The following is a 21,291-nucleotide window of genomic DNA, read 5'->3' as shown; positions in this document are numbered from 1 at the left end:
GCGCGGCGCCGGTCACGCCATGCCGACGAGCATCAGCTTGCTGTGCAGCGTGTCGCGATCGAACGGCTTCATGACATATTCGTCGGCACCGGCGTCGATCGCGGCGCGGATGTGGGCGGTGCCGTTCTCCGTCGTGCAGAACACGATCTTCGGCCGGTGCGGCAGGTTGCTCTGGCCCATGGCGCGCAGGAACTCGATGCCGCTCATCACCGGCATGTTCCAGTCGAGCAGCACGACGTCAGGCGACGCGGCCTCGCAGCGGGTGAGCGCCTCGCGCCCGTCCGCCGCCTCCTCCACCGTGAAGTGGAGCGTTTCCAATATGTGCCGCGCGACCTTCCGGATCACCTTGGAATCATCGACGACGAGACAGGTCTTCATTGCTTGGCGCCCTTCGAACACCCCCGTGTTGCAGTCGGCTCTGGTCCGTCCGAAGGCATAGCCGAAGGGGGTAAGCGTCGCGTTAACGCGACCGCGTGGCAGGCGCGGCGGCTCAGGCGGCCGCGCGTTCGGGTGGGCCATCCACCAGCTGGGCAGGGTCCAGCAGCAGCAGCAGCGCGCCGTCATGCTCCACCACGCCGGCCGTGGCCTTCGCCCAGCCGGGCGCGAGGGCGAGCGGCGCTGGCCGGGGCGGCTCCGTTATGGTCACGGCGTCCAGCACGTCGTCCACCAGCAGGCCGTACTGGTGGGCGTCCACCGTCACGATCACGGCGCGGCCGCGTGTCTCGGCCGGGTGCCGGCCCAGCGCCAGGCTGCACGTGCAGTCGACGATAGTCAGCACGCGGCTGCGCAGCGCCGCCAGCCCGGCGACGTGCGGCGGCGCGCGCGGCACCGGCGTGATCGCGGCGATCTCCACCGCCGATTCGATCGGCGCGGCGGCGAGCGCGACGCGCTGCCCGGCGATCGTCGCGATCAGATAGAGCGTCATCGGCCGATCCCCCCGGCGTGTCGCCGCAGCGCCGCGATCAGCCCGGCGCTGTCGTAGCGGTAGATGCTGTCGGCCGCCGGATCGGGTTCGGGATGGGTGCGCAGGCGCAGGATCGCGGCGCCCCCCGCCACCGCCGGCGGCCCGGCGCCCGGCCCGGCGTGAATGAGGATATCGGCGCGGTCGTCCGCCGAGGGCGGGCCGACGCGATAGCCGGCCTGCTCCACCAGCGGCCGCAATATGTCCCGCACCCACGGATCGTCGCTGTCGCCCAGCACCGCCAGCGGCCGGGTCGCCGCCGGCGCGGGGCCGCCGGCGCGGGCCGCCTCGGCGAACAGCCAGTAGGGATCGAGCACCTCGGTCTGCCGCCCGTCCACCAGCATCACGCCGGCGATCGGCCCCGCTTGCTCCGCCGGCGCCAGCGACCAGGGGATGTCGCGAATGTCGCTGACGCCGCCGATCGCGTAGCCCAAGGTCGTCGCGCCGTCGTTCAGCCGCAGCACCGTCACCCGGCCCGCCGGCATCCCGTCGCGGCAGGCGAGCAGCGGGGCGATGCGGCCGTCCTGCACCAGCCGCATGCGCCCGGCGGCGTGGACGATGGCCTCGGCGGGCACCTCGTCGATCCGCTCGACCACGGCCAGGCGCACGGCCCGGGCGCGCCCGTCCAGATCGGTGAACAGTAGGGTCGGCACGGTGGGCGCGACCTCTGCCGCCTCGGCCGGCTCCGCCGCGATCTCCAGCAGCGGCACCGCCGCCGCTTCCGCAATGCCCGCGGGATCGAGCAGCAGCATCGGCCGGCCATCGTCCGGCAGGGTGGTGCCGGCATAGAGGCCCGCCGCCATGATTGCCGGCGCGGCCGGCTTGATCACCAGTTCCTCATGGTCGTGCACCGCATCCAGCGCCAGCGCGTAGACGGCGCCGCCGGCCGGGCGCAGCACCAGCAGGATCGGCGCGGCGGCCGGCGCGTCGCCGGTGCCGAGCAGATCCGCCAGCCGCACCAGGGGCATCCGCCGCCCGCGCACCGTCGCCAGCTCCGCCCCGCCCAGCCGATCGATCCGCACATGATCGCCGCACGCCCGCACGATCTCGTCGATCGCGGCGCGTGGGATCGCGAAGCGGTGCGGCCCGGCGGCGACGGTCAGGGCGGAGATGATCGTCAAGGTCAGCGGCACCCGCATCGATACGCGCAGACCGATGCCGGCGCGGCTCTCGACATCGACGACGCCGCCGATCCGCTCCACATTCGCCCGCACCACGTCCATGCCCACGCCACGGCCGGAGATCGTCGTCACCTGGTCGGCGGTGGAAAGGCCGGGGGCGAACACCAGCTCCACCTTCTGCGCCCACGACAGGCGCTGCGCCACGTCGGCGGCAACGATGCCGGCGGCCACGGCGCGCGCCGCCACCTTGTCGCCGTCGATGCCGCGCCCGTCGTCCGTCACCTCGATCAGGATCTGGTTGCCCGCCTGCCGCGCAGTCACCGCCAGTCGCCCGGCGATCGGCTTGCCGGCCGCGCGCCGCGCCTCCGGCGACTCGATGCCGTGGTCGATCGCGTTGCGTACGATATGGGTCAGCGGATCGCGGATCATCTCGATCATCTCGCGATCCAGCTCCACGTCGCCGCCGGCGATGTCGATCGTCATCGGCTTGCCGAGCTCGGCCGAGAGATCGCGCACCAGCCGCGGCAGGGTGGCGAAGGCATTGTCGATGCGCTGCATGCGGGTGCGAGTGATCGCGTCGCGCATCTCCGCCACGCAGGCGGAAAGACGGGCGAACGCCATGTCGATCGCCCGGTCGGCGTCCGTCTCGCGCAGCGCGCGGGCCAGCTCGTTGCGCGCCAGCACCATGTCCGAGACGCCGCCCATCATGCGATCGAGCAGTTCGACCGGCAGGCGCACGGTGCGCGATACGGCGCGCGCGCCCGGCTCGCGGTGGGCGACGGCAGGCGTCTCCGCCGCAATCTCCCCCGGCGAAGCGGTCAGCGCGGCGATCAGGCGGTGGTCGTCCTCGTCGGACAGGCTGGCCCCCGTCTCGATCGCCTCGGCCAGCTCGCCGATGCGGTCGACGATGCCCAGCACGGCGCTCACCAGCGCCACGTCCGGCTGACGCGTGCCGGATCGCAGCTCGCCCAGCACGTCCTCGGCGGCGTGGCTCAGCCGGGCCAGGCGCGGCAGATCGAGGAAGCCGCAGCTGCCCTTCACCGTGTGAACGAAGCGGAATATCTCGTCCAGCTTCGCGCGGTCGGACGGATCGGCCTCCCACGCGACGATCTCGCCGGCGATCGCGGCGAGCATCTCGCGCGTCTCGCCGATGAAGTCCTGGAGAAGATCGTCCATCGCACCCGTTCGCGCCAAGCTGTCGGCGCCTGCGATGCCACCGGAGGCTTTAACAAGTCGTTCACCGCGATCGGTGAGGAACCCTTTCCGGCGGCCGATCAGCGCAGGCAGGCATCCAGCCCGCCGCCGCGCACGATGGCGACGCGGCGGACGATGGCATTGCCGTACCGCCGGGTGAAGCCGCGCGGCGCCACCGCGCCGCGCCGCTTGGGCAGCGGCAGGATCGCCGCGATCCGCGCCGCCTCCGTGGCCGAGAGGCGCGAGGCGTCATGGTTGAAGTAGCGGATCGCCGCCGCATTGGCGCCATAGGTGCCGATCCCGGTTTCGGCGATGTTCAGATACACCTCCATGATCCGCCGCTTGGGCCACATCGCCTCGATCAGCGTGGTGAACCACACCTCCAGCCCCTTGCGCAGCCAGGATCGGCCCTGCCACAGGAAGGCGTTCTTCGCCGTCTGCTGGCTGATCGTCGATCCGCCGCGGATGCGGTTGCCGGATGCGTTGCGCCGCATCGCCTTCTCGATCGCGGTGAAGTCGAAGCCGTGGTGGGTACAGAAATTGCCGTCCTCCGCCGCGATCGCCGCCCGCGCCATTGCCGGGTCCATCGCGGAAAGGCTCATCCAGTCCTTCGTGATGCCGCGCCCGCCGGCGAGATCGCCGAGCATCGTGATCGTCACCGGCGGCGGCACGAAGCGGTAGGCCAGCACCCACAGCACCGATCCGGCGACGAAGATCACGATCGCCCGGCCGATCCACCAGCCGATGCGGTAGGTTCGCGTGGCGGTGCGTGGCGGTTTGGCTGGCATCCGGGCGGATTAGCCCGCAGAACGGCGTTCGTCACCCTTCGCCCGCAACGGGGAACATGCATGAACCGGGCTCTCCGCCCCCTCACCGCCGCCGTCCTCACCATTCTCGCCGGCGTCGCCCCCGCCGGCGCCGCCGGCGCGCAGGAGTTGCGCGATCTCTGCGCCCAGCGGCCCGGCCTCGGCACCGCCCCCTGCACGGTGGACGCCGGCCACCTCCAGATCGAACTCGGCCTCGGCGACTGGACGCTGGATCGCCAGCCCGACACGCGCACCGACACGATCCTGGCCGGGGACGTCCTCGCCCGCTACGGCCTCACCGGGTCGCTGGAGGCACAGGTGGGCTGGACCGCCTTCGGCCATGTGCGCGAACGGGATCGCGCCACCGGCGACGTCCGCCGCCGCGCGCGCACCGGCGACGTGCTGCTGGCGCTGAAGCAGAGCCTCGCCAGTCCGGACGGGTCGGGCTTCTCGGTCGCCGCCCTGCCCTTCGTCACGGTGCCGGTCGGCCGCGCGCCGGTGGGTGCGGGGGATTGGGGCGCCGGCTTCCTGCTGCCGGTCAGCTACGAGGTGAGCGACGCGATCCAGATCCAGTTCACGCCCGAGATCGACGCCGCCGTGGACGAGGACGGGAACGGCCGCCACCTGGCCTTCAGCGGCGTGATCGGCGCGACCGACAAGGTGAGCGACGCCGTCTCCGCCACGCTAGAATATCAGGCGTTGCGCGATCGCGACCCGGGCGGACACCGGACGCCGCAGCTGGTCGGCCTGTCGGCGGCGTGGCTGGCGCGCAAGCAGTTCCAGCTCGATGTCGGCACCAATCTGAGGCTGAACCACGCCGCCGCCGACGTGGAAGTCTATTTCGGCCTCACCCGCAAATTCTGAAACCTTCCCGACGCGGGGACGAACGAAGAGGGCCGGCCCACCCTGCGGCGGACCGGCCCCTCAACCTTTATCCGAAGCTCAGGCGAGCGATGGCAGCAGCCGTTTTTCCCCGGCGATCCGCATCATCGCCTTCTGCAGCTTGTCGAAGGCGCGCACCTCGATCTGGCGCACCCGCTCGCGGCTGACGCCGTAGACCTGGCTCAGTTCCTCCAGCGTCTTCGGATCCTCGGCCAGCCGGCGCTCCGCCAGGATGTGCTTCTCGCGATCGTTGAGCGCGGTCATCGCCTCCAGCAGCATGCCGTGGCGCACGTCCTTCTCTTCCGACTCGGCCAGACGCTCGTCCTGCAGCGGATCCGTATCGACCAGCCAGTCCTGCCACTGGCCCTCGCCATCCTCGCGCATCGCGACGTTCAGCGAGGTGTCGCCGCCCATCGCCATGCGCCGGTTCATCGAGATCACGTCGTCCTGCGAAACGCCCAGGTCGGTCGCGATCTTCGCCAGATCCTCGGGCTTCAGGTCGCCGTCCTCGAACGCGTCGAGCTTCGACTTCATCCGCCGCAGGTTGAAGAACAGCTTCTTCTGCGCCGCCGTGGTGCCCATCTTCACGAGGCTCCAAGACCGCAGGATATATTCCTGGATCGAGGCGCGGATCCACCACATCGCATAGGTGGCCAGGCGGAAGCCGCGATCGGCCTCGAACTTCTTCACGCCCTGCATCAGCCCGATATTACCCTCGGAGATCAGTTCCGACGTGGGCAGACCGTAGCCGCGATAGCCCATCGCGATCTTCGCGACGAGGCGCAGGTGCGAGGTGACGAGCTTGGCCGCCGCCTCCGGATCCTGATGCTCCTGAAAGCGCTTGGCGAGCATATACTCCTCCTCCGGCGCGAGCAGGGGGAACTTCCGGATCTCCGAAAGATAGCGGTTCAGGCTCTGTTCGCCGCCCAGAGCGGGGATCGTCGCGGGCACGTTCTTGCCACCAGCCATTGGTCTTGCTCCCTCGATCCACGCGCGGCGCGAAGCCGGGGATGGATCCACTTGAATGATGGGGCGGATGTTTCCGTTGCCCGTTTGCGCCGATCATACTGCAAGCTGGGTGAACAGCGTCTGCATGTCCGCCGGAATATAACTTTCGAACGCCATAGTGGCGCTTGTGATCGGATGGACGAAGCCCAGATGCGCCGCATGCAGCGCCTGTCGCCGAAAACCCAAACGATCCAGCACCTCGCGATGTTCCGGCCGCGTCCGCCCGTAGGCCGGGTCGCCGAGCAGCGGGTGGCCGATCGAGGCCATGTGCACGCGCACCTGATGCGTCCGCCCCGTCTCCAGCCGGCACTCCACCAGCGCGGCACGCCTCAGCGGCGTCACCAGCCGCCAGTGGGTAATCGCATGCTTGCCGCGCCCCGCCTCGACGATCGCCATCTTCTGGCGGTTGGCCGTCGATCGCGCGAGCGACGCCTCGATCCGCCCGTCGCCGACGTTCGGCACCCCCGCCACGATCGCGCTGTAGCGGCGATCGATCGTGTGAAGGGCGAACTGCCTGGCGAGCCCCTCGTGCGCCCGGTCCGTCTTGGCCGCCACGATCAGCCCCGACGTATCCTTGTCGATGCGGTGGACGATGCCTGGCCGCGCCACCCCGCCGATGCCGGATAGGCTGCCGCCGCAATGATGCAGCAGCGCGTTCACCAGCGTCCCGTCCAGATTACCGGCCGCCGGATGCACCACCAGCCCGGCCGGCTTGTCCACCACGATCAGATGCTCGTCCTCAAACGCGATCGTCAGCGGTATGTCCTGCGCCTCGTTGTGCGCCGGCGCGGGCTTGGGCACCTCCACGTCGAAGGTCGCGCCGCCGGACACCTTGGTGGCCGGATCGCGCAGCGCCCGCCCGCCCTCGGCGATCACCTTGCCGGCGGAGATCAGGCCCTTCAGCCGCTCGCGCGACAGGGTCGGGATGGCGACGGCCAGCGCCCGGTCCAGCCGCCAGCCGGCCGCGTCCGCCGGCACGATCGCCCGAAAAGTCGACACCCCCGCGTCCATTCGCTACGCGATGTGGGGATCGGAATGGAAATTGCAACCGCCACGCTGGAACGGATCCTCGCTTACGCCGCCGCCGCGCCGGACCGGGAGGTCTGCGGCCTGCTGTTCGGCGACGATCGGGCGATCCGCTCGGCCAGCCCGGCGGCGAACGTGGCGGCCGAACCCGCCCGCCGCTTCGAGATCGATCCGCAGGCGCTGTTCGCCGCGATCCGGGCGGAGCGCGATGGCGGCCCGCGCCTGATCGGCCACTATCACTCCCACCCCTCGGGCGAGGCGGCGCCGTCCGCCTGCGACGCCGCCGCCGCGGAGCCGGGACGGCTGTGGCTGATCGTCGCCGGCCGCCACGCCGCCGCCTTCCGCGCGGTAGCCGGCGGGCCGATCCACGGCGCGTTCGCGGCCGTGCCGCTCGCCGTCACCGCGTGAGCGGCTTGCAACTGCCGCGCCGTGCCTCCAGAAAGGCGCCAATCCCGGCCTGAGGTAGTTTCCCCGATGACGTTTCCCCGATGACGAGCGCCGTCGATTTCGCCAGCCTGCTGTGTTCGCGCCTCTGCCACGATCTGCTGAGTCCGGTCGGCGCGCTCAACAACGGCATCGAGCTGATGGCCGACGAGCATGATCCCGACATGCGCGCCCGCGTGCTGGAACTCCTGTCCGAAAGCGCCACCGCATCGGCCAACAAGCTCAAATTCTTCCGCCTGGCATTCGGCGCCGCCGGCGGCTTCGGCGAGGCGGTGGACACGCGCGAGGCCAAGGCCGCGATCGAGGGCCTGTTCCGGCCGGAGAGCCGCATCCAGGTCGGCTGGATGGTCGCCGAGGCGTCGCTGCCCAAGACGGCGATCAAGGTGCTGCTGAATCTGGCGCTGATCGCCGGCGACGCGCTGGTGCGCGGCGGCCGGCTGGACGTGGGCGCCGAGGGCGGCGAGATCGTCGTCCGTGCCGAGGGACCGCGGCTGGTGATCGATGCGGAGCTGCGCACGGCCCTGCTGGGCGAGACGGCACCCGCCGCCCTCACCCCGCGCGCCGCCGCCGCCTGGCTGGTCCACAGCCTGGTGACGGAGGCCGGCGGCCAAGTGATGGTCGACCAGCCGGAGCCCGGCGTGCTGCTGTTCGGCGCCAACCTGCCAATGGCGGGCCGCACCCCGCTCTGACGCCGCTCCACTCGCCGGCGCCTTCTACCAGCGAGTCCCTTCCCAGACACCCCTGTCCCGAGCGAAGTCGAGGGACCGGCGGCGCGGTGCCAGAGCCGGCGACCTACGCGAAACGTGTCTCGACTGCGCTCGACACAAGGGAAACGTAAGAGAAGCGTCAGAACGGCAGCTTGAAGCCAGGCGGCAGTTGCAGGCCCGCCGTCATCTTGCCCATCTCCGTGCCCGATGCCGCATCGGCCTTGCCGCGCGCATCGTTCAGCGCGGCGGCGATCAGGTCCTCAAGCATCTGCTTCTCGGACGGGTTCATCAGCGAATCGTCGATCGCCACCGCGATGATGCGGCCCTTGGCGCTCGCCTTGATCTTCACCAGCCCGCCGCCGGAAACACCCTCCACCTCGATCGCATCGAGGTTGGCCTGGGCCTTGGTCAGCTCGTCCTGCACGTTCTTGGCCATGTTCAGGATGTCGTCGAGATTCTTCATGCGCGCGCGCTCCGCCCGGGGTTCATGTCCTGCGGCAGGCTATAGCCCTCCAGCACCGCATCGGGAAAGGCATCGAAGGCGGCGCGCACCACCGGCAGCGCCATCACCGCCGCATCCCGCGCCTGCTTGCCCGCTATCTGCCGCTCCAGCAGGCTCGGCTCCGCCACGGCCGGGTCGGGCGCCTCGGCGAAGGCGATCGTCCAGCGCGCGCCCGTCGCCGCCCTCAGCACGGCCGCCGCGCGCTTGGCGAAATCCTCGTCGAAGCGACGGTCGGCGGCGATCACCACATCGGGCGCGGCGAAACGCACGACGCGGCCGTAATCGTGCAGCTGCTGGGCCAGCAGATGCTCGCTGCCGGCCGTCAGCAGCACCTCCACGCCGGCGATATCGGCCGGCAGCCCCAGCAGCGGCGCCTGTCCCTCCCCGGCCGGGGCCGGCGCTGCGGCGGCGCCCGCCACCGCCACCTCGCCGCCGGCGATGCGCCGCGCCAGCTCGCCCGGATCGGGCAGGGTGCTGGCGTGGACGACGCGCAGCAGCGCCATCTCCGCCGCCTCGATCGGCAGCGCGGCGGACTGCACCTCGCCATGCCCCTTCAGCAGCAGCTGCCACAGCCGGTGCAGGGTGGCGAAGCCCAGCCGGCTGGCCCAGTCGGCGAACGCCTCGCGCTCCTCCACCGAGAGCGCCGCATCCTCGCCGCCGCCCACCTTGGCGCGGGTGACGGCGTGGACGGTCTCCAGCAGGCCGTGCAGCAGCGCCGCCGGCTCCACCCCCAGATCGTGCTGCGCGCGCACGCCCGCCAGCACCGCCCGCGCTTCGCCGCGCAGCAGATCGCCGAACAGCGCCCGTATTGCCCCGCGATCGGACAGGCCGAGCATGTCGCGAACCTGCGCCGCCGTGACGATACCCGTGCCATGCGCGATCGCCTGATCCAGGATCGACAGGCCGTCGCGCGCGGACCCTTCCGCCGCCCGCGCGATCAGCGCCAGCGCGTCCGGCTCCGCCTCCACCGCCTCCGCCGCCACGACATGGGCGAAGTGGGCCGCCAGCGTCTCCGCCGGGATGCGCCGCAGGTCGAACCGCTGGCAGCGCGACAGCACCGTCACCGGCACCTTGTTCACCTCGGTGGTGGCGAACAGGAACTTCACGTGCGCCGGCGGCTCCTCCAGCGTCTTCAGCAGCGCGTTGAACGCGTTCTTGCTGAGCATGTGGACCTCGTCGACGATATACACCTTGTACCGCGCCGACACGGCCGAGTAGCGCACCGCCTCGATGATCTCGCGCACGTCGTCCACGCCGGTGTGGCTGGCCGCGTCCATCTCCACCACGTCGATATGCCGCCCCTCGGCGATGGCGACGCACGGCTCGCACACCCCGCACGGATCGATCGTCGGCCCGCCCAGCCCGTCCACGCCGATGCAGTTCAGCGCCTTGGCGATCAGCCGTGCGGTGGAGGTCTTGCCCACGCCCCGCACGCCGGTGAGCAGGAAGGCATGCGCCAGCCGGTCGCGCCGGATGGCGTTGCCCAGCGTCGTCACCATCGCATCCTGCCCGATCAGCTCGGAAAAACGCTGCGGACGATATTTGCGCGCGAGCACGCGATAGGGGGTCGGCGATTCGGACATGGGAGAAGATGTAGCGGCCGGTCGGGCGAACGTCATCCGCCTGTCAGCGAAGGTGTCGAAGGTGGTCCATACGCTCGTGAAGGACGCGGACGATCAACAGATCCGTAGCCGATCGCCGGAAGAAGATGAAGTGGGAGCGATATTTGCCGCGACGAACCTCGGAAGGCGTATCGAGCGTCACGCTCCCGGTAACGGTCCCGTTTCGCAAGTCTTCAAGAAACGCGGTCAGCCCCGCAGAATAGTGTCTCGCTTGAGCAACACCCCATTGTCTTAGACTATATTCCGCGATGCCGTTGATGTCGGCATCCGCGAGATTACTGAGAACCAGCTTCAAGGTGTCGTCGCATCGCGTCTTCGAAAATTTCGTCGACACTGCGTTTGCTGATCCCGCTATCCAGCCCTTCTTGAATGGCGGTGCGCAACCGCTCCGCGCGATCCAGGTCGAGTGACACAAGCGAGCGGAGATACTCGCCCGCGTCACGAAAGCCATCACGCGCTACGCGCGCGCGCATGTGATCGAGCAACGTGTCAGTGAGTGGGATGGCGACATGTTCCATGACGCTTTCTCGCCGCCGCGGGCCGGCCTTGTCAACCGCAGCGGCCGGTGGAAGCCGGAACGACCCGGTACGAAATCGTTGTGGCTGCTTCCTTCCGGACCTGACCAAGTTGGCGACGGCACCGTCCGCCCGACTTCCACGGGCGCATATGGCGCAAGCCGGGCGCTTTATCAACGCCCCTGCATGTCCCGGCTCGTGGCCGGCATCCGCACCGTCAGGGAGGCGAGGCCCGGCTCCAGCCAGATCTGGCAGGCCAGCCGGGAATGACGCGTCACCCCGGCGGCCAGATCGAGCAGATCCTCCTCCATCTCGCTCGGCGGCGGCAGCGCGGCGAAGTCGCCGGCGTCCACGATCACGTGGCAGGTGGAGCAGGCCATCTGCCCCTCGCACGTCCCCTCCAGCGGCTGGCCGTCCGCCTGCGCCACGTCGAGCAGGCGCGATCCCTTCGCCGCCTCCACCTCGCTGGTGTCGCGCCCGTCGGCGGAGACGAAGCGGACGATCGTCATGCGAACGCCATCTGGCGATCGGCGGCTTCGTTGACGAGCGCGATCGCCTGGGTCAGCTCCTCACGCGTCGTATAACGGCCGAAGCCCAGACGGATGCTCGATCGGGCCTCGGCATCGCTCAGGCCCAGCGCTCGCAGAACATGGCTCGGCCGTCCCGATCCGCTGGCGCATGCCGATCCCGCCGAAAAGGCGACCCCGCGCAGTTCCGAGATGAGCCGCCCGGCATCAAGCCCGGCACGGCGGACGTTCAGGTTGCCGAACCAGCGATGATCGAGGGCGCCGTTCACCGTCCAGCCGCCCAGCATCGTATGAGCCTCGCCGAAAAGCGCGAGGACATGGTCGGCATCCACCTCCATCCGAGCGGCAGCCACGGATGCCGCGGCGCCGAAGCCGGCACACAAAGCCGGGCTCAGCGTGCCCGATCGACCGCCCGCCTCCTGTCCGCCTCCGTGCAGCAACGGCTCCAGCGTCACGCCGTCGCGGATCCACAACGCGCCGATCCCCTTCGGCCCATGAACCTTGTGCGCAGAGATGGCGACGAGATCGCATGCCTCGGGGATCGCGACGCGGCCGTAACCCTGCACCGCATCGCAGAGCAGCAGCGCGCCCGCCGCATGGGCCCGCTCCGCCAGAGCGGCGACCGGCCCGATGACGCCGATCTCGTTGTTCACCAGCATGGCCACCACCGCGCTCGTGCCCGGCACGATGGCGCGGGCTGCGGCTTCCGGATCGACGATGCCGTCGCGGTTGACCGGCAGCACCGTCACCGGCCGACCGTGCCGGGCGAGCGCCGCCACCGTGTCCAGCACGGCGGCATGCTCGGTGGCGATCGTCACGATGCCACCCGGCGGCAGGCCCTTTATCGCCCAATTGAGGGCCTCCGTCGCGCCGGAGGTAAAGGCCGTGCGCCCGCCCGGCGGCAGCATCGCCGCTACCCGCTCGCGCGCCACCTCCACCGCCGCCGCCGCTTCCCGGCCCATGCGGTGGGGCGAGTGCGGATTGCCGAACTTCTCGTCCAGCCACGGCAGCATCGCGTCCAGCGCCTCCGGCGCCAGCGGCGTCGTCGCCTGATAGTCGAGGTAGATCATGCCGCCCGGCGTTTCGCATCCGCCGCCAGCTTCGTCCACACCTCGCCGCAGCGATACACGTCGGTGCGACTGGTGGCGGGGCCGAAGCTGATGCGGATCACCTCGCGGGCGTGCGCCTCGTCCCACCCCATCGCCGCCAGCACGTGGCTGGGGCTGACGCTGCCGGACGAGCAGGCGGAGCCCGCCGACACGGCGATGCCGGCCAGGTCGAACTGAATCAGCTGCGCCGCCGCCGGCACGCCTGGCATCCGGTAGCTGGCGATCGTCGGCAGCCGCGCCACCTCTGCCGCCACCAGCTCGCCGCCGGCGGCGGCGATCGTGCGATCGAGCTGCTGGCGGAACTCGGCCGCCCGCTCCATCCACGCCCGCCGTCCGGCCAGCGCGGCGGCGAAGCCGATCGCGGCGGGCACATTCTCCGTTCCCGGTCGATAGCCCTTCTCCTGCCCGCCGATCGCATCCAAGGTGGCGGGATCGCGCACCAGCAGCGCGCCGATCCCCGGCGGCCCGCCCAGCTTGTGCGCGGAGATCGCGATGAAGTCGGCCTCCGGCAGCGGCAGCTTGCCGGCCGACTGCGCGCAATCCGCCAGCAGCAGGCCGCCCGCCGCGCGCACCGCCGCCGCCACGTCCGCCAGCGGCTGGATCACCCCCGTCTCGTTGTTCACCGACTGGGCGATCACCAGCGGCGCCGGCCCGGCGGCGGAGAGCGCCGTCGCCAGCGACGCTAGGTCGATCCGTCCGCCCTCGTCGCAGGCGATCGTCGGCGCGGCGACGCGGCGCACGGCATCATGCTCCACCGCGCAGGCCAGCCGCGCGCCGGCCTTGGCGTTGCCCGCCGCCAGCGCGATCGCCTCCGTCGCGCCGCTGGTGAGGATCAGCGTGCCGCCCCAGCCGAGCGCCGCCGCGATGCGCCCGCGCGCCTCCTCCAGCGCCGCGCGCGCGGCGCGCCCTTCCGCGTGCGGGGAGGACGGATTGGCCCAGCTGCCCAGCGCCACCGCCATCGCCTCGCGCGCCGCCGTGGCGACAGGCGTGGTGGCGGCATGATCGAGATAGATGCGCGTCGCCACAGCCTCGCTCCGGTGATGATTGCGGAAAAGCCATCGCCTTATATATAGGCCGCCCGGCGCCGCATCCTCTGCGACGCTTACCGATAGTCAAGCAGGTTGCGATGCCAGAAGTCATCTTCCCCGGTCCCGAAGGACGGCTGGAGGGCCGGTTCAACCCCGGCCCGCGCCCGCGCGCGCCGGTGGCGATGATCCTGCACCCGCACCCGCAGGGCGGCGGTACGATGAACAATCGCATCGTGCAGGCCCTGTATCAGACGTTCGTGCGGCGCGGCTTCGCCACCCTGCGCTTCAACTTCCGCGGTGTGGGCAAGAGCCAGGGCGTGTTCGACAACGGCGTCGGCGAACTCTCCGATGCCGCCTCCGCGCTGGACTGGGTGCAGTCGATCCACCCGGAGGCGCAGACGACGTGGATCGCCGGCTTCTCGTTCGGCGCGTGGATCGGCATGCAGCTGCTGATGCGCCGGCCGGAGATCAAGGGTTTCATCTCGATCGCGCCGCCAGCCAACATGTACGACTTCACCTTTCTCGCCCCCTGCCCGTCCAGCGGCATCATCATTCAGGGCGACGGCGACGAGGTGGTGACGCCCAGCGCCACGCAGAAGCTGGTGGACAAGCTGCGCACGCAGAAGCACATCACGATCCACCACGATACGATCCCGAAGGCCAACCACTTCTTCGAGCATGAGATGCCGGACCTCATGCGCTCGGTGGACAATTATCTCGACATGCGGCTGGCCGGGGATCGATAGCGGCTTCCGCATAGCCGCCTGACCGGATCGGCACCCCGGCCATTGCCGCCGGGCCGCCCCTCGCTTATATTTGCGTTTGGAGGCTGCATGCGCGTCAACACCGCCGAATCGATCGAGACCGGGATCAGGGTCCACGCCCGCTTCGGCAGCTGGAAGGCGGCCCGGAACGCGGCGGATTATGTGGACGGCAAGTTCGTCGTTCGCGAGGGCGCGGACGGTGGCGCCGATGCCGACGGGGCGGACCTAGAGGCCAAGCCGAACTCGATCTAGGGTGAGCTTCAGCTACACCCTGTTCCTGGCGCTGCTGCTGCTCGCGCCGGGTCTGGGTCTGTGGGCCGGCCTGCGCGCGGGCGAACGATCCGACCTGATCTCGCAGGCGGCGGAGAAGCCGGGCTCCACCTTCAGCCTGCTCGTCATCGTGTTCGGCGCGCTGGCCGGGCACATCCTCCTCTCCGCGCTGCTGGCGGTGCAGGCCGGCGTCTGCGGCTGGAGCGGGCGGTGCATCGTCCTTCCGTTCGATCCGAACATCTACCGCGTCATCCTCACCGGCGGCCGCTCCGCCGGCGTGGTGAGCGACGCGGCGTTCCTCTCGTGGTTCGTCTCGCTGCTGCTGCCGGCGCTGATCGTGGGGCTGGCGGCCTATCGCGCCAGCGGCTGGCGCGCGGTGCGCGACATGCGCGAGGCCGCCACCTTCGGCTGGCTGAAGCGCTGGGTCGATCTCGCGCGGCCGGCCAACAGCGTCATCATCGCCTATGTCGTGACGACGCTGGAGCATGACGGCGCGAACGTCGCCTACGAAGGCATCGTCGAGAATATCGCACTGGACGACGATCGCGCGATAAGGATGCTAGTGCTCAGCAGCTGCGATCGCTTCCTCGTCCGCATCACCCGCCATAACGTGCAACGCATCGACACCGTCCACGCGCCGATCCCCCTGATCCAGCTGACCGCCGCCAACTTCGTGAACGTCGCGCTGGAGGTGATCGTCGACGCCGCCGGGCCGCCGGCCGGTCACATGCCGTCGTCACCCTGAACGCGATCCATGCAGACGGCCTGCTCGCTCCACGGCGATCGTCCTCGCTTCGGGGCGATCATCATCGTTGCGAAGCGATCGTCATCCTGATGACGGAGGCGGAAGCTGTAAGGCTTACCCTCCCCAACAATCCCCGCCCCGCCTCTGGTCCGATCCGGCTTGCAATCTGCGTGTCCTGCGGCATGGGTCTGGCGACGATGTCCAACCGCCTCACCGCCATCCTCGAAACCAAACACGCGGAGGTGGCCGCCCGCCGCGCCGCCGTGCCGTTCGCCGATCTCGCCGCCCGCGCCGCCGCCGCCCCGGCCCCGCGCGGCTTCCGCGCCGCGCTGGATGCGCGGGTGGCGGCCGGCGGCTTCGGCCTGATCGCCGAGATCAAGAAGGCCTCCCCCTCCAAGGGCCTGATCCGCGCCGATTTCGATCCGCCGGCCCACGCCCGCGCCTACGCCGCCGCCGGCGCCGCCTGCCTCTCGGTGCTGACCGACGAGAGCTATTTCCAGGGCGCCGACGCCTATCTGGTCGCCGCCCGCGCCGCCGTGCCGCTGCCGTGCCTGCGCAAGGATTTCATCGTCGATCCCTGGCAGGTGACAGAGGCCCGCGCGCTCGGCGCCGATGCCATCCTCATCATCGTCGCCGCGCTGGACGACAGAGCCATGGCCGAGATCGAGGCCGCCGCGACCGAGCACGGCATGGATGCGCTGGTGGAGGTGCACGACGCCGCCGAACTCGATCGCGCGCTGCGTCTCTCCTCCCGCCTCATCGGCGTCAACAATCGCGACCTGCGCGATTTCTCGGTCGATTTCGCCCGCACCTACGAACTGGCCGGCCGCGCGCCCGCCGGCTGCACCTTCGTCGCCGAGAGCGGCCTTGCCACCCGCGCGGATCTGGATGCGATGGCGGCGCACGGCGTCTCCTGCTTCCTCGTCGGCGAATCGCTGATGCGGCAGGCGGATGTCGAGGCCGCGACCCGCCGGCTGCTGGAAGGCGCATGACCGGGCTGACCCACCTCGACGCGGCCGGCGCCGCGCGCATGGTCGACGTATCGGCCAAGCCGGAAACGGCGCGCACCGCCACCGCCGAGGGCCGCATCCTCCTCTCGGTCGAGGCGCTGGCGGCGATCCGCGCCGGCAGCGTGAAGAAGGGCGACGTGCTCGCCGTGGCCCGCGTCGCCGGCATCATGGCCGCCAAGAAGACGGCCGAGCTGATCCCGCTCTGCCATCCGCTGCCGATCGCCGCCGTCTCGCTCGATCTCGTGCTCGAGGAGGGCGCGATCCGCTGCACCGCCGAGGTGACGACCCGCTACTCGACCGGCATCGAGATGGAGGCGATGACCGCCGTCTCGGTCGCGCTGCTGACGATCTACGACATGGCCAAGGCGCTCGATCGCGGTATGCGGATAGAGGGCGTCCGCCTGCTCGCCAAGTCCGGCGGCCGCTCGGGCGACTGGCGCGCGGCATGAGCCTGCTGCCCGTCGCCGAGGCGCAGGCCCGCATCCTCGCGCTCGGCCGGCCGGTGGCGGCGGAGACGGTGTCGCTGAACGCCGCCGCCGGCCGCTTCGCCGCCGCCGACGTGACGGCGCGGCGCACACAGCCGGCCGCCGACCTGTCGGCGATGGACGGTTACGCGCTCCGCTTCGCCGAGCTGCCCGGCCCGTGGACCGTGGTGGGCGAGAGCGCCGCCGGCGCCGGCTTGGACACGCCCCTCGCGCCCGGCGAGGCGGCGCGGATCTTCACCGGCGCGCCGCTGCCGGCGGGCGCGGACACGGTGCTGCTGCAGGAGGAGGCGGAGCGGGACGGGGCAAGGCTGATCCTGGCCGGCGAGGGGCCGCCGCGCACGGGCGCGCACGTGCGGGCGGCGGGCACCGATTTCATCGCCGGCGGCACGCTGATTGCGGCCGGCGCCCTCATCACCCCCGCGCGGATCGGGCTGGCGGCGGTCGGCGGGCACGGCACCCTGCCCGTGCGCCGCCGCCTGCGCGTCGCCCTGATCTCCACCGGCGACGAGCTGGTGCCCGCCGGGCAGCCGGTATCGGGCACGCGCCTGCCCTCGTCCAACGCGCCGATGCTGGCCGCCTTGCTAGGCGGGCTGGCGGTGGACGTGATCGATGCCGGCATCGTGCCCGATCGGCTGGATGCGCTCGCCGCCGCCTTCGCGCGGGTGGTCGATGCCGATATCGTCGTCACCACGGGCGGCGCGTCCGTCGGCGATCGCGATCTCGTCCGCCCGGCGCTGGCGGCGGCGGGGGCGACGATCGATTTCTGGCGCATCGCGATGAAGCCGGGCAAGCCGCTGATGGCCGGGCGGCTCGGCGATGCGGTGATGGTCGGCCTGCCCGGCAATCCGGTATCCGCCTTCGTCACCGCCAACCTGTTCCTGCTGCCGCTGGTGCGCGGCATGCAGGGCGCGGCCGATCCGCTGCCCCGCATTATGCCCGCCACGCTCGCCGGCCCGCTGCCGGCCACCGGCGTGCGGGCCGAATATCTGCGCGGGCGGTGGGATGGCGGGCGGGCGATGCCCCTCTCCGGGCAGGACAGCGCGGCCCTGGCGAGCCTCTCCGCCGCCGAGCTGCTGATCGCCCGCGCGCCGCATCAGGCGGCACTGCCGGCGGGCGCGGCGGTGGAAATACTGCCGATCGGGTGAGATGCGCTTGACAGGGCGATTCGGGCTTCTTACACGTTCCCCGTTCGTTCCCGTTCCGGAGCCCGCCATGCTCACGCGCAAGCAACATGAACTGCTCTGCTTCATCCACGATCGCTTGGGGGAGACGGGCGTCTCGCCCTCGTTCGAGGAGATGAAGGAGGCGCTGGACCTGCGCTCCAAGTCCGGCGTCCACCGCCTCATCAGCGCGCTGGAGGAACGCAGCTTCATCCGCCGCCTGCCGAACCGCGCCCGCGCGCTGGAAGTGCTCAAGATGCCGGAACGCGCGCGCGAGGCGCCGGTGGTGAAGCCGATCGCCAAGGCGCCCGCCGTGCTGCCGATCGCCGCCAACGACGTGATCGAGCTGCCGCTGCACGGCCGCATCGCCGCCGGCGTGCCGATCGAGGCGATGGAGGGCCAGACCTCGCTCTCGGTGCCCGCCGCCCTGCTCGGCCCGGGCGAGCATTATGCGCTGGAGGTCGCCGGCGACTCGATGGTCGAGGCCGGCATCCTGGATGGCGACTATGCGCTTATCCTGCGGACGGAGGTGGCGCGCGACGGCCAGATCGTGGTCGCCCTGATCGAGGACAGCGAGGCCACGCTCAAATATTTCCGCCGCGAGGGCAGCATGATCCGCCTCGATCCCGCCAACCGCGCCTATGATCCGCAACGCTACGCGCCCGATCAGGTGCGCGTGCAGGGCCGCCTGGCCGGGCTGCTGCGCCGCTACTGATGGCGGAGGAGCGTGAACCTGGCGATCGGCGGCGGGACGCGGCCGGCTCTGGGACAAGTCGATCGTAGAGGGTGGATGAGGCTTTGGAGAGCGTGTTCGCTGCGACGGAGATCCCGGCGCGCGGCACAGGCTCGACCGTCGAGCCGGTCTGAAGCTCGACGTAGCTTCGGCTAGCGCCGCAGTCCCCGCGTTCGTCCGCTACCGTTCGCAGCACGCGGCCGACTGCCGGGGCGGCACTCGCCCAGCACCGCTCGCTCAGCACCGCACCCCGACTCAGTCCTTCTTGTTCAGCGGCGACATCACGTCGCGGCCGAAACGGGTGATCATCTCGCCGATCTGGCGGGCCTGCTCCACGCTGCGCGTGCTCTGCTCGCGCACGTAGTCGCCCTGCAGCTTCATCAGGTCCGTCACCGACGTCACCTTGGCGGCGGCGCGCAGCGCGGCAAACGCCTCGCGGGTGTTCTGCTCGGCATGGTCGATGACGGTCAGGCTGATCGCGGAGCTGTTCTCCGCGGCCTTGGCGCCCGCGCCGCGCAGCGCGTCGCCGGCGGCCTTCAGCGGCTCCACGATACGGTCCTTCATGTCGCCCGTCTGATTGTCGTCGGCCATCGCTCGTCCCCTTGCCAGAGTGCGGATCAGTCTAGGTCGCGGCCCGATCCGGCGCAATCGCCAACTCGGCGCCGTCCAGCCCGCGCGCGCGCAGCAGCGCCGCCTCGTCCGGCCCGCGCCCGCGGAACGCGACGAAGGAATCCATCGGATCGCGGCTGTCGCCCCGCGCCAGTATCTCCTCGCGGAAGCGGCGGGCGAGCGCGGCGTCGAAGATGCCGCCCTCCTCCTCGAACGCGCCGAATGCGTCGGCGTCCAGCACCTCCGACCAGAGATAGCTGTAATAGGCGCTCGCATAGCCGCCATCGAACACGTGGGTGAAATAAGGCAGCCGGTGACGCATGCCGATCGCCGGCGGGCAGCCGAGCCGGTCGAGCATCGCCGTCTCGAACGCCGCCACGTCCAGCTCGGCCGGCGGATCGCGGTGCAGCGCCAGATCGACGAGGGCGGAGGCGAGGAACTCCACGGTGGCGAAGCCCTGGCCGTAGGTGTCGGCCCGGGCCAGCGCCGCGATCAGCCCGTCCGGCACGCCGAAGCCGCGCAGCACCTCCGGCGCCACGATCCAATGCTCCATGAACTTGCTCGGAAACTCCACGAAGTCGCGCGCCACGCACGTGCCGGCCTGGCTGGGATAGGTCACGTCGGAGAGCAGGCCGTGCAGCGCGTGGCCGAACTCGTGGAACAGGGTCCGCGCCTCGTCGATCGAGAGGCGGGCGTCGCCGCCCTCGCCCTTCGCATAGTTGGCGACGGTGTAGACGATCGGCCGCACGCTTCCGTCCAGCTTCTCCTGGGTGCGCAGGCTGCCCATCCACGCGCCGCCATGCTTCTCGGGCCGGGCGAAATAGTCGGTGTAGAGCAGGCCCACGTCGGCGCCGGCCGCATCCACCACGTCCCATGCGTCCACGTCCGGATGGTAGACCGGCAGGTCCGGCCGCGCGCGGAAGCGGAGGCCGTAGAGCCGGCCGGCCGCGTCAAAGGCGGCCCGTCGCACCGCGCCCAGCCGCAGATGCTCGGCAAAGGCGGCGCCGTCCAAGGCGTAGCGTTCGCAGCGCACCCGCTCGGCATAGAAGCGCCAGTCCCACGGCTGCAGCGCGAAGCCGTCGCCATCCTCCGCGTGATCGGCGTCGATCAGCGCCTGCAACTCGCGCGCCTCGTCCAGCGCGCGGGCGCGCGCCGGTTCCCACACCCGCATCATCAGCGCCTCGGCGGCGTCGGGCCGGGCGGCCATGCTGTCGTCCAGCTTGTAGTCGGCATAGGTCGCATAGCCCAGCAGCCGCGCGCTCTCCGCCCGCAGCGCCACGATCTCTGCGATCAGCGGCCCGTTGTCATGCTCGCCGCCGGAGCAGCGGCCCGTGAAGCCGCGCCACATCCGCTCGCGCAGGTCGCGCCGGGCGGAATAGGTCAGCACCGTCTCATAGTCGCCGCGATCGAGCGTGAAGAGGAAGCGCCCGGCCGCGCCGCGCCGCTCGGCCCTGGCGGCGGCGGAACTGCGGGCGGAGAGCGGCAGGCCGGCCAGATCGTCCTCGTCGATCAGCATCTCCCACGCGTTGGTGGCGGCCAGCACGTTCTGGCCGAACCGCACGGAGAGCAGGCCCAGTCGCTGGTCGATCGCGCCCAGCCGCGCCTTGTCCGCCGGCGACAGGCCGGCGCCGCCGCGCACGAAGCCCTTGTAGCTCGTCTCCACCAGCCGGCGCTGCTCGGGCGTGAGGCCGGCCGTGTCGCGCGTCTCCCACACCGCCTTCACCCGCGCGAACAGGCGGGGATCGTGGCTGATGGCGGTGCCGTGCGCCGTCAGCAGCGCCGATACGTCCGCCTCGATCGCGCGGATGCCGTCGCTCGCCTGCGCGCTGGAAAGCGTCCAGAACAGGCGGCGGATGCGGCCCAGCCGCTCGCCCGATCGCTCCAGCGCCGCCATCACGTTGGCGAAGTCGGCCGGCGCGGGATCGTCGGCGATGGCGGCGATCTCGCGCCGGTTCTCGTCGATCGCCACGCTCAGCGCGGGCAGGAAATCGGCCGGGTCGATGTCGGCGAAGGGCGGCGCGCCGAGCGGGGCCGTCCATGGCGCGAGCAGCCTGTTGTCCACG

Annotated in this window: 25 protein-coding genes and 1 other RNA gene; 10 read left to right on the top strand and 16 right to left on the bottom strand. The window is 70.9% G+C overall.

All coding sequences use genetic code 11. From position 1 onward, the window contains the following. Positions 1 to 12: 12 nt before the first annotated feature. The 4 genes from GNT64_RS04415 to mtgA all read right to left on the bottom strand — a co-directional run bounded on the left by GNT64_RS04415 (position 13) and on the right by mtgA (position 4,064). Complete coding sequence (locus tag GNT64_RS04415) at positions 13 to 378, bottom strand: response regulator (RefSeq protein ID WP_156678411.1); 366 nt, start codon at positions 376 to 378, stop codon at positions 13 to 15. Positions 379 to 490: 112 nt separating this feature from the next. After that, positions 491 to 925 carry a chemotaxis protein CheW gene (locus tag GNT64_RS04410; RefSeq protein ID WP_156678410.1) on the bottom strand — a complete coding sequence of 145 codons (435 nt, stop codon included), beginning with the start codon at positions 923 to 925 and terminating at the stop codon, positions 491 to 493. Beyond that, positions 922 to 3,258 carry a chemotaxis protein CheA gene (locus GNT64_RS04405; protein ID WP_156678409.1) on the bottom strand — a complete coding sequence of 779 codons (2,337 nt, stop codon included), beginning with the start codon at positions 3,256 to 3,258 and terminating at the stop codon, positions 922 to 924. Before GNT64_RS04405 ends, GNT64_RS04410 begins: the two co-directional genes overlap by 4 nt. Positions 3,259 to 3,356: 98 nt before the next feature. Then, the gene (gene mtgA, locus GNT64_RS04400) at positions 3,357 to 4,064 is read right to left on the bottom strand and encodes a monofunctional biosynthetic peptidoglycan transglycosylase (protein WP_156678408.1); all 708 of its coding nucleotides are present in this window, start codon (positions 4,062 to 4,064) and stop codon (positions 3,357 to 3,359) included. A gap of 60 nt (positions 4,065 to 4,124) precedes the next feature. Between mtgA and GNT64_RS04395 the strand changes: the two genes are divergently transcribed. After that, positions 4,125 to 4,946, top strand: a complete 822-nt coding sequence (locus GNT64_RS04395) for a transporter (RefSeq protein ID WP_156678407.1) — start codon at positions 4,125 to 4,127, stop codon at positions 4,944 to 4,946. A gap of 78 nt (positions 4,947 to 5,024) precedes the next feature. On the opposite strand, the gene rpoH is transcribed toward GNT64_RS04395, so the two are convergent. Next, on the bottom strand, positions 5,025 to 5,933 hold the full coding sequence (gene rpoH, locus GNT64_RS04390; protein ID WP_156678406.1) for an RNA polymerase sigma factor RpoH: 909 nt from the start codon (positions 5,931 to 5,933) through the stop codon (positions 5,025 to 5,027). Positions 5,934 to 6,026: 93 nt separating this feature from the next. Next, on the bottom strand, positions 6,027 to 6,983 hold the full coding sequence (locus GNT64_RS04385; RefSeq protein WP_156678405.1) for an RluA family pseudouridine synthase: 957 nt from the start codon (positions 6,981 to 6,983) through the stop codon (positions 6,027 to 6,029). Positions 6,984 to 7,007: 24 nt separating this feature from the next. Between GNT64_RS04385 and GNT64_RS04380 the strand changes: the two genes are divergently transcribed. Further along, positions 7,008 to 7,406, top strand: a complete 399-nt coding sequence (locus tag GNT64_RS04380) for a M67 family metallopeptidase (protein ID WP_156678404.1) — start codon at positions 7,008 to 7,010, stop codon at positions 7,404 to 7,406. Positions 7,407 to 7,486: 80 nt separating this feature from the next. Continuing rightward, the gene (locus GNT64_RS04375; protein WP_156678403.1) at positions 7,487 to 8,131 is read left to right on the top strand and encodes a histidine phosphotransferase family protein; all 645 of its coding nucleotides are present in this window, start codon (positions 7,487 to 7,489) and stop codon (positions 8,129 to 8,131) included. A 157-nt stretch (positions 8,132 to 8,288) separates the two neighbouring features. On the opposite strand, the gene GNT64_RS04370 is transcribed toward GNT64_RS04375, so the two are convergent. The 8 genes from GNT64_RS04370 to GNT64_RS04340 all read right to left on the bottom strand — a co-directional run bounded on the left by GNT64_RS04370 (position 8,289) and on the right by GNT64_RS04340 (position 13,449). Then, positions 8,289 to 8,612 carry a YbaB/EbfC family nucleoid-associated protein gene (locus tag GNT64_RS04370; RefSeq protein ID WP_156678402.1) on the bottom strand — a complete coding sequence of 108 codons (324 nt, stop codon included), beginning with the start codon at positions 8,610 to 8,612 and terminating at the stop codon, positions 8,289 to 8,291. Then, on the bottom strand, positions 8,609 to 10,234 hold the full coding sequence (locus tag GNT64_RS04365) for a DNA polymerase III subunit gamma/tau (protein WP_231639250.1): 1,626 nt from the start codon (positions 10,232 to 10,234) through the stop codon (positions 8,609 to 8,611). Before GNT64_RS04365 ends, GNT64_RS04370 begins: the two co-directional genes overlap by 4 nt. Positions 10,235 to 10,277: 43 nt before the next feature. Further along, entirely contained in the window at positions 10,278 to 10,568 is a 291-nt protein-coding gene (locus tag GNT64_RS04360; protein ID WP_197277280.1) for a type II toxin-antitoxin system RelE/ParE family toxin, read from the bottom strand. After that, the gene (locus GNT64_RS21505; protein WP_197277279.1) at positions 10,549 to 10,791 is read right to left on the bottom strand and encodes a ribbon-helix-helix domain-containing protein; all 243 of its coding nucleotides are present in this window, start codon (positions 10,789 to 10,791) and stop codon (positions 10,549 to 10,551) included. The genes GNT64_RS04360 and GNT64_RS21505 overlap by 20 nt, the downstream gene beginning before the upstream one ends. 45 nt (positions 10,792 to 10,836) lie before the next feature. Further along, positions 10,837 to 10,930: signal recognition particle sRNA small type (ffs, locus tag GNT64_RS04355), an RNA gene on the bottom strand. Positions 10,931 to 10,961: 31 nt separating this feature from the next. After that, positions 10,962 to 11,297, bottom strand: coding sequence for a 2Fe-2S iron-sulfur cluster-binding protein (locus GNT64_RS04350; protein WP_156678399.1), 336 nt, complete (start codon positions 11,295 to 11,297; stop codon positions 10,962 to 10,964). Continuing rightward, positions 11,294 to 12,385: a cysteine desulfurase family protein gene (locus GNT64_RS04345; RefSeq protein ID WP_156678398.1), complete on the bottom strand. Its 1,092-nt coding sequence runs from the start codon at positions 12,383 to 12,385 to the stop codon at positions 11,294 to 11,296. The genes GNT64_RS04350 and GNT64_RS04345 overlap by 4 nt, the downstream gene beginning before the upstream one ends. Continuing rightward, entirely contained in the window at positions 12,382 to 13,449 is a 1,068-nt protein-coding gene (locus tag GNT64_RS04340) for an aminotransferase class V-fold PLP-dependent enzyme (RefSeq protein WP_156678397.1), read from the bottom strand. Before GNT64_RS04340 ends, GNT64_RS04345 begins: the two co-directional genes overlap by 4 nt. A 101-nt stretch (positions 13,450 to 13,550) precedes the next feature. Between GNT64_RS04340 and GNT64_RS04335 the strand changes: the two genes are divergently transcribed. From GNT64_RS04335 to lexA, 7 genes are all read left to right on the top strand, one after another. Further along, positions 13,551 to 14,198 carry an alpha/beta hydrolase gene (locus GNT64_RS04335; RefSeq protein WP_156678396.1) on the top strand — a complete coding sequence of 216 codons (648 nt, stop codon included), beginning with the start codon at positions 13,551 to 13,553 and terminating at the stop codon, positions 14,196 to 14,198. 87 nt (positions 14,199 to 14,285) lie between these two features. Next, positions 14,286 to 14,468 carry a hypothetical protein gene (locus GNT64_RS04330; RefSeq protein WP_156678395.1) on the top strand — a complete coding sequence of 61 codons (183 nt, stop codon included), beginning with the start codon at positions 14,286 to 14,288 and terminating at the stop codon, positions 14,466 to 14,468. Between the two features lies 1 nt (position 14,469). Next, complete coding sequence (locus tag GNT64_RS04325) at positions 14,470 to 15,231, top strand: hypothetical protein (protein ID WP_156678394.1); 762 nt, start codon at positions 14,470 to 14,472, stop codon at positions 15,229 to 15,231. 197 nt (positions 15,232 to 15,428) lie between these two features. Next, positions 15,429 to 16,223: an indole-3-glycerol phosphate synthase TrpC gene (gene trpC / locus GNT64_RS04320; protein ID WP_156681419.1), complete on the top strand. Its 795-nt coding sequence runs from the start codon at positions 15,429 to 15,431 to the stop codon at positions 16,221 to 16,223. Next, positions 16,220 to 16,690, top strand: coding sequence for a cyclic pyranopterin monophosphate synthase MoaC (moaC, locus tag GNT64_RS04315; RefSeq protein ID WP_156678393.1), 471 nt, complete (start codon positions 16,220 to 16,222; stop codon positions 16,688 to 16,690). The genes trpC and moaC overlap by 4 nt, the downstream gene beginning before the upstream one ends. After that, positions 16,687 to 17,871 (top strand): molybdopterin molybdotransferase MoeA, encoded by a 1,185-nt coding sequence (locus tag GNT64_RS04310; RefSeq protein WP_156678392.1) that lies wholly within the window; start codon positions 16,687 to 16,689, stop codon positions 17,869 to 17,871. The genes moaC and GNT64_RS04310 overlap by 4 nt, the downstream gene beginning before the upstream one ends. Positions 17,872 to 17,938: 67 nt before the next feature. Continuing rightward, entirely contained in the window at positions 17,939 to 18,601 is a 663-nt protein-coding gene (gene lexA, locus GNT64_RS04305; protein WP_156678391.1) for a transcriptional repressor LexA, read from the top strand. Positions 18,602 to 18,874: 273 nt separating this feature from the next. On the opposite strand, the gene GNT64_RS04300 is transcribed toward lexA, so the two are convergent. Both GNT64_RS04300 and GNT64_RS04295 read right to left on the bottom strand, forming a co-directional pair. After that, positions 18,875 to 19,210, bottom strand: a complete 336-nt coding sequence (locus GNT64_RS04300) for a phasin family protein (protein WP_156678390.1) — start codon at positions 19,208 to 19,210, stop codon at positions 18,875 to 18,877. A gap of 31 nt (positions 19,211 to 19,241) precedes the next feature. Continuing rightward, the gene (locus GNT64_RS04295) at positions 19,242 to 21,290 is read right to left on the bottom strand and encodes a M3 family metallopeptidase (RefSeq protein ID WP_156678389.1); all 2,049 of its coding nucleotides are present in this window, start codon (positions 21,288 to 21,290) and stop codon (positions 19,242 to 19,244) included. Between the last annotated feature and the right edge of the window lies 1 nt (position 21,291).

The organism is Sphingomonas profundi (assembly GCF_009739515.1).
In the GTDB taxonomy this organism is placed as follows: Bacteria; Pseudomonadota; Alphaproteobacteria; order Sphingomonadales; family Sphingomonadaceae; genus Alterirhizorhabdus; species Alterirhizorhabdus profundi.
The sequence above is the reverse complement of the archived record's forward strand: the minus strand, read 5'-3'. Positions and strand labels throughout refer to the sequence as shown.

What these genes read in the sequence shown, in the direction of transcription:
- lexA (WP_156678391.1), top strand. Translation starts at nt 17,939, where the DNA reads ATGCTCACGCGCAAGCAACATGAACTGCTCTGCTTCATCCACGATCGC.
- GNT64_RS04345 (WP_156678398.1), bottom strand. Translation starts at nt 12,385, where the DNA reads ATGATCTACCTCGACTATCAGGCGACGACGCCGCTGGCGCCGGAGGCG.
- GNT64_RS04410 (WP_156678410.1), bottom strand. Translation starts at nt 925, where the DNA reads ATGACGCTCTATCTGATCGCGACGATCGCCGGGCAGCGCGTCGCGCTC.
- GNT64_RS04310 (WP_156678392.1), top strand. Translation starts at nt 16,687, where the DNA reads ATGAGCCTGCTGCCCGTCGCCGAGGCGCAGGCCCGCATCCTCGCGCTC.
- rpoH (WP_156678406.1), bottom strand. Translation starts at nt 5,933, where the DNA reads ATGGCTGGTGGCAAGAACGTGCCCGCGACGATCCCCGCTCTGGGCGGC.
- GNT64_RS04350 (WP_156678399.1), bottom strand. Translation starts at nt 11,297, where the DNA reads ATGACGATCGTCCGCTTCGTCTCCGCCGACGGGCGCGACACCAGCGAG.
- GNT64_RS04365 (WP_231639250.1), bottom strand. Translation starts at nt 10,234, where the DNA reads ATGTCCGAATCGCCGACCCCCTATCGCGTGCTCGCGCGCAAATATCGT.
- GNT64_RS04300 (WP_156678390.1), bottom strand. Translation starts at nt 19,210, where the DNA reads ATGGCCGACGACAATCAGACGGGCGACATGAAGGACCGTATCGTGGAG.
- GNT64_RS04385 (WP_156678405.1), bottom strand. Translation starts at nt 6,983, where the DNA reads ATGGACGCGGGGGTGTCGACTTTTCGGGCGATCGTGCCGGCGGACGCG.
- GNT64_RS04395 (WP_156678407.1), top strand. Translation starts at nt 4,125, where the DNA reads ATGAACCGGGCTCTCCGCCCCCTCACCGCCGCCGTCCTCACCATTCTC.
- GNT64_RS04405 (WP_156678409.1), bottom strand. Translation starts at nt 3,258, where the DNA reads ATGGACGATCTTCTCCAGGACTTCATCGGCGAGACGCGCGAGATGCTC.
- trpC (WP_156681419.1), top strand. Translation starts at nt 15,429, where the DNA reads ATGTCCAACCGCCTCACCGCCATCCTCGAAACCAAACACGCGGAGGTG.
- GNT64_RS04370 (WP_156678402.1), bottom strand. Translation starts at nt 8,612, where the DNA reads ATGAAGAATCTCGACGACATCCTGAACATGGCCAAGAACGTGCAGGAC.
- GNT64_RS04330 (WP_156678395.1), top strand. Translation starts at nt 14,286, where the DNA reads ATGCGCGTCAACACCGCCGAATCGATCGAGACCGGGATCAGGGTCCAC.
- moaC (WP_156678393.1), top strand. Translation starts at nt 16,220, where the DNA reads ATGACCGGGCTGACCCACCTCGACGCGGCCGGCGCCGCGCGCATGGTC.
- GNT64_RS21505 (WP_197277279.1), bottom strand. Translation starts at nt 10,791, where the DNA reads ATGGAACATGTCGCCATCCCACTCACTGACACGTTGCTCGATCACATG.
- mtgA (WP_156678408.1), bottom strand. Translation starts at nt 4,064, where the DNA reads ATGCCAGCCAAACCGCCACGCACCGCCACGCGAACCTACCGCATCGGC.
- GNT64_RS04415 (WP_156678411.1), bottom strand. Translation starts at nt 378, where the DNA reads ATGAAGACCTGTCTCGTCGTCGATGATTCCAAGGTGATCCGGAAGGTC.
- GNT64_RS04375 (WP_156678403.1), top strand. Translation starts at nt 7,487, where the DNA reads ATGACGAGCGCCGTCGATTTCGCCAGCCTGCTGTGTTCGCGCCTCTGC.
- GNT64_RS04335 (WP_156678396.1), top strand. Translation starts at nt 13,551, where the DNA reads ATGCCAGAAGTCATCTTCCCCGGTCCCGAAGGACGGCTGGAGGGCCGG.
- GNT64_RS04380 (WP_156678404.1), top strand. Translation starts at nt 7,008, where the DNA reads ATGGAAATTGCAACCGCCACGCTGGAACGGATCCTCGCTTACGCCGCC.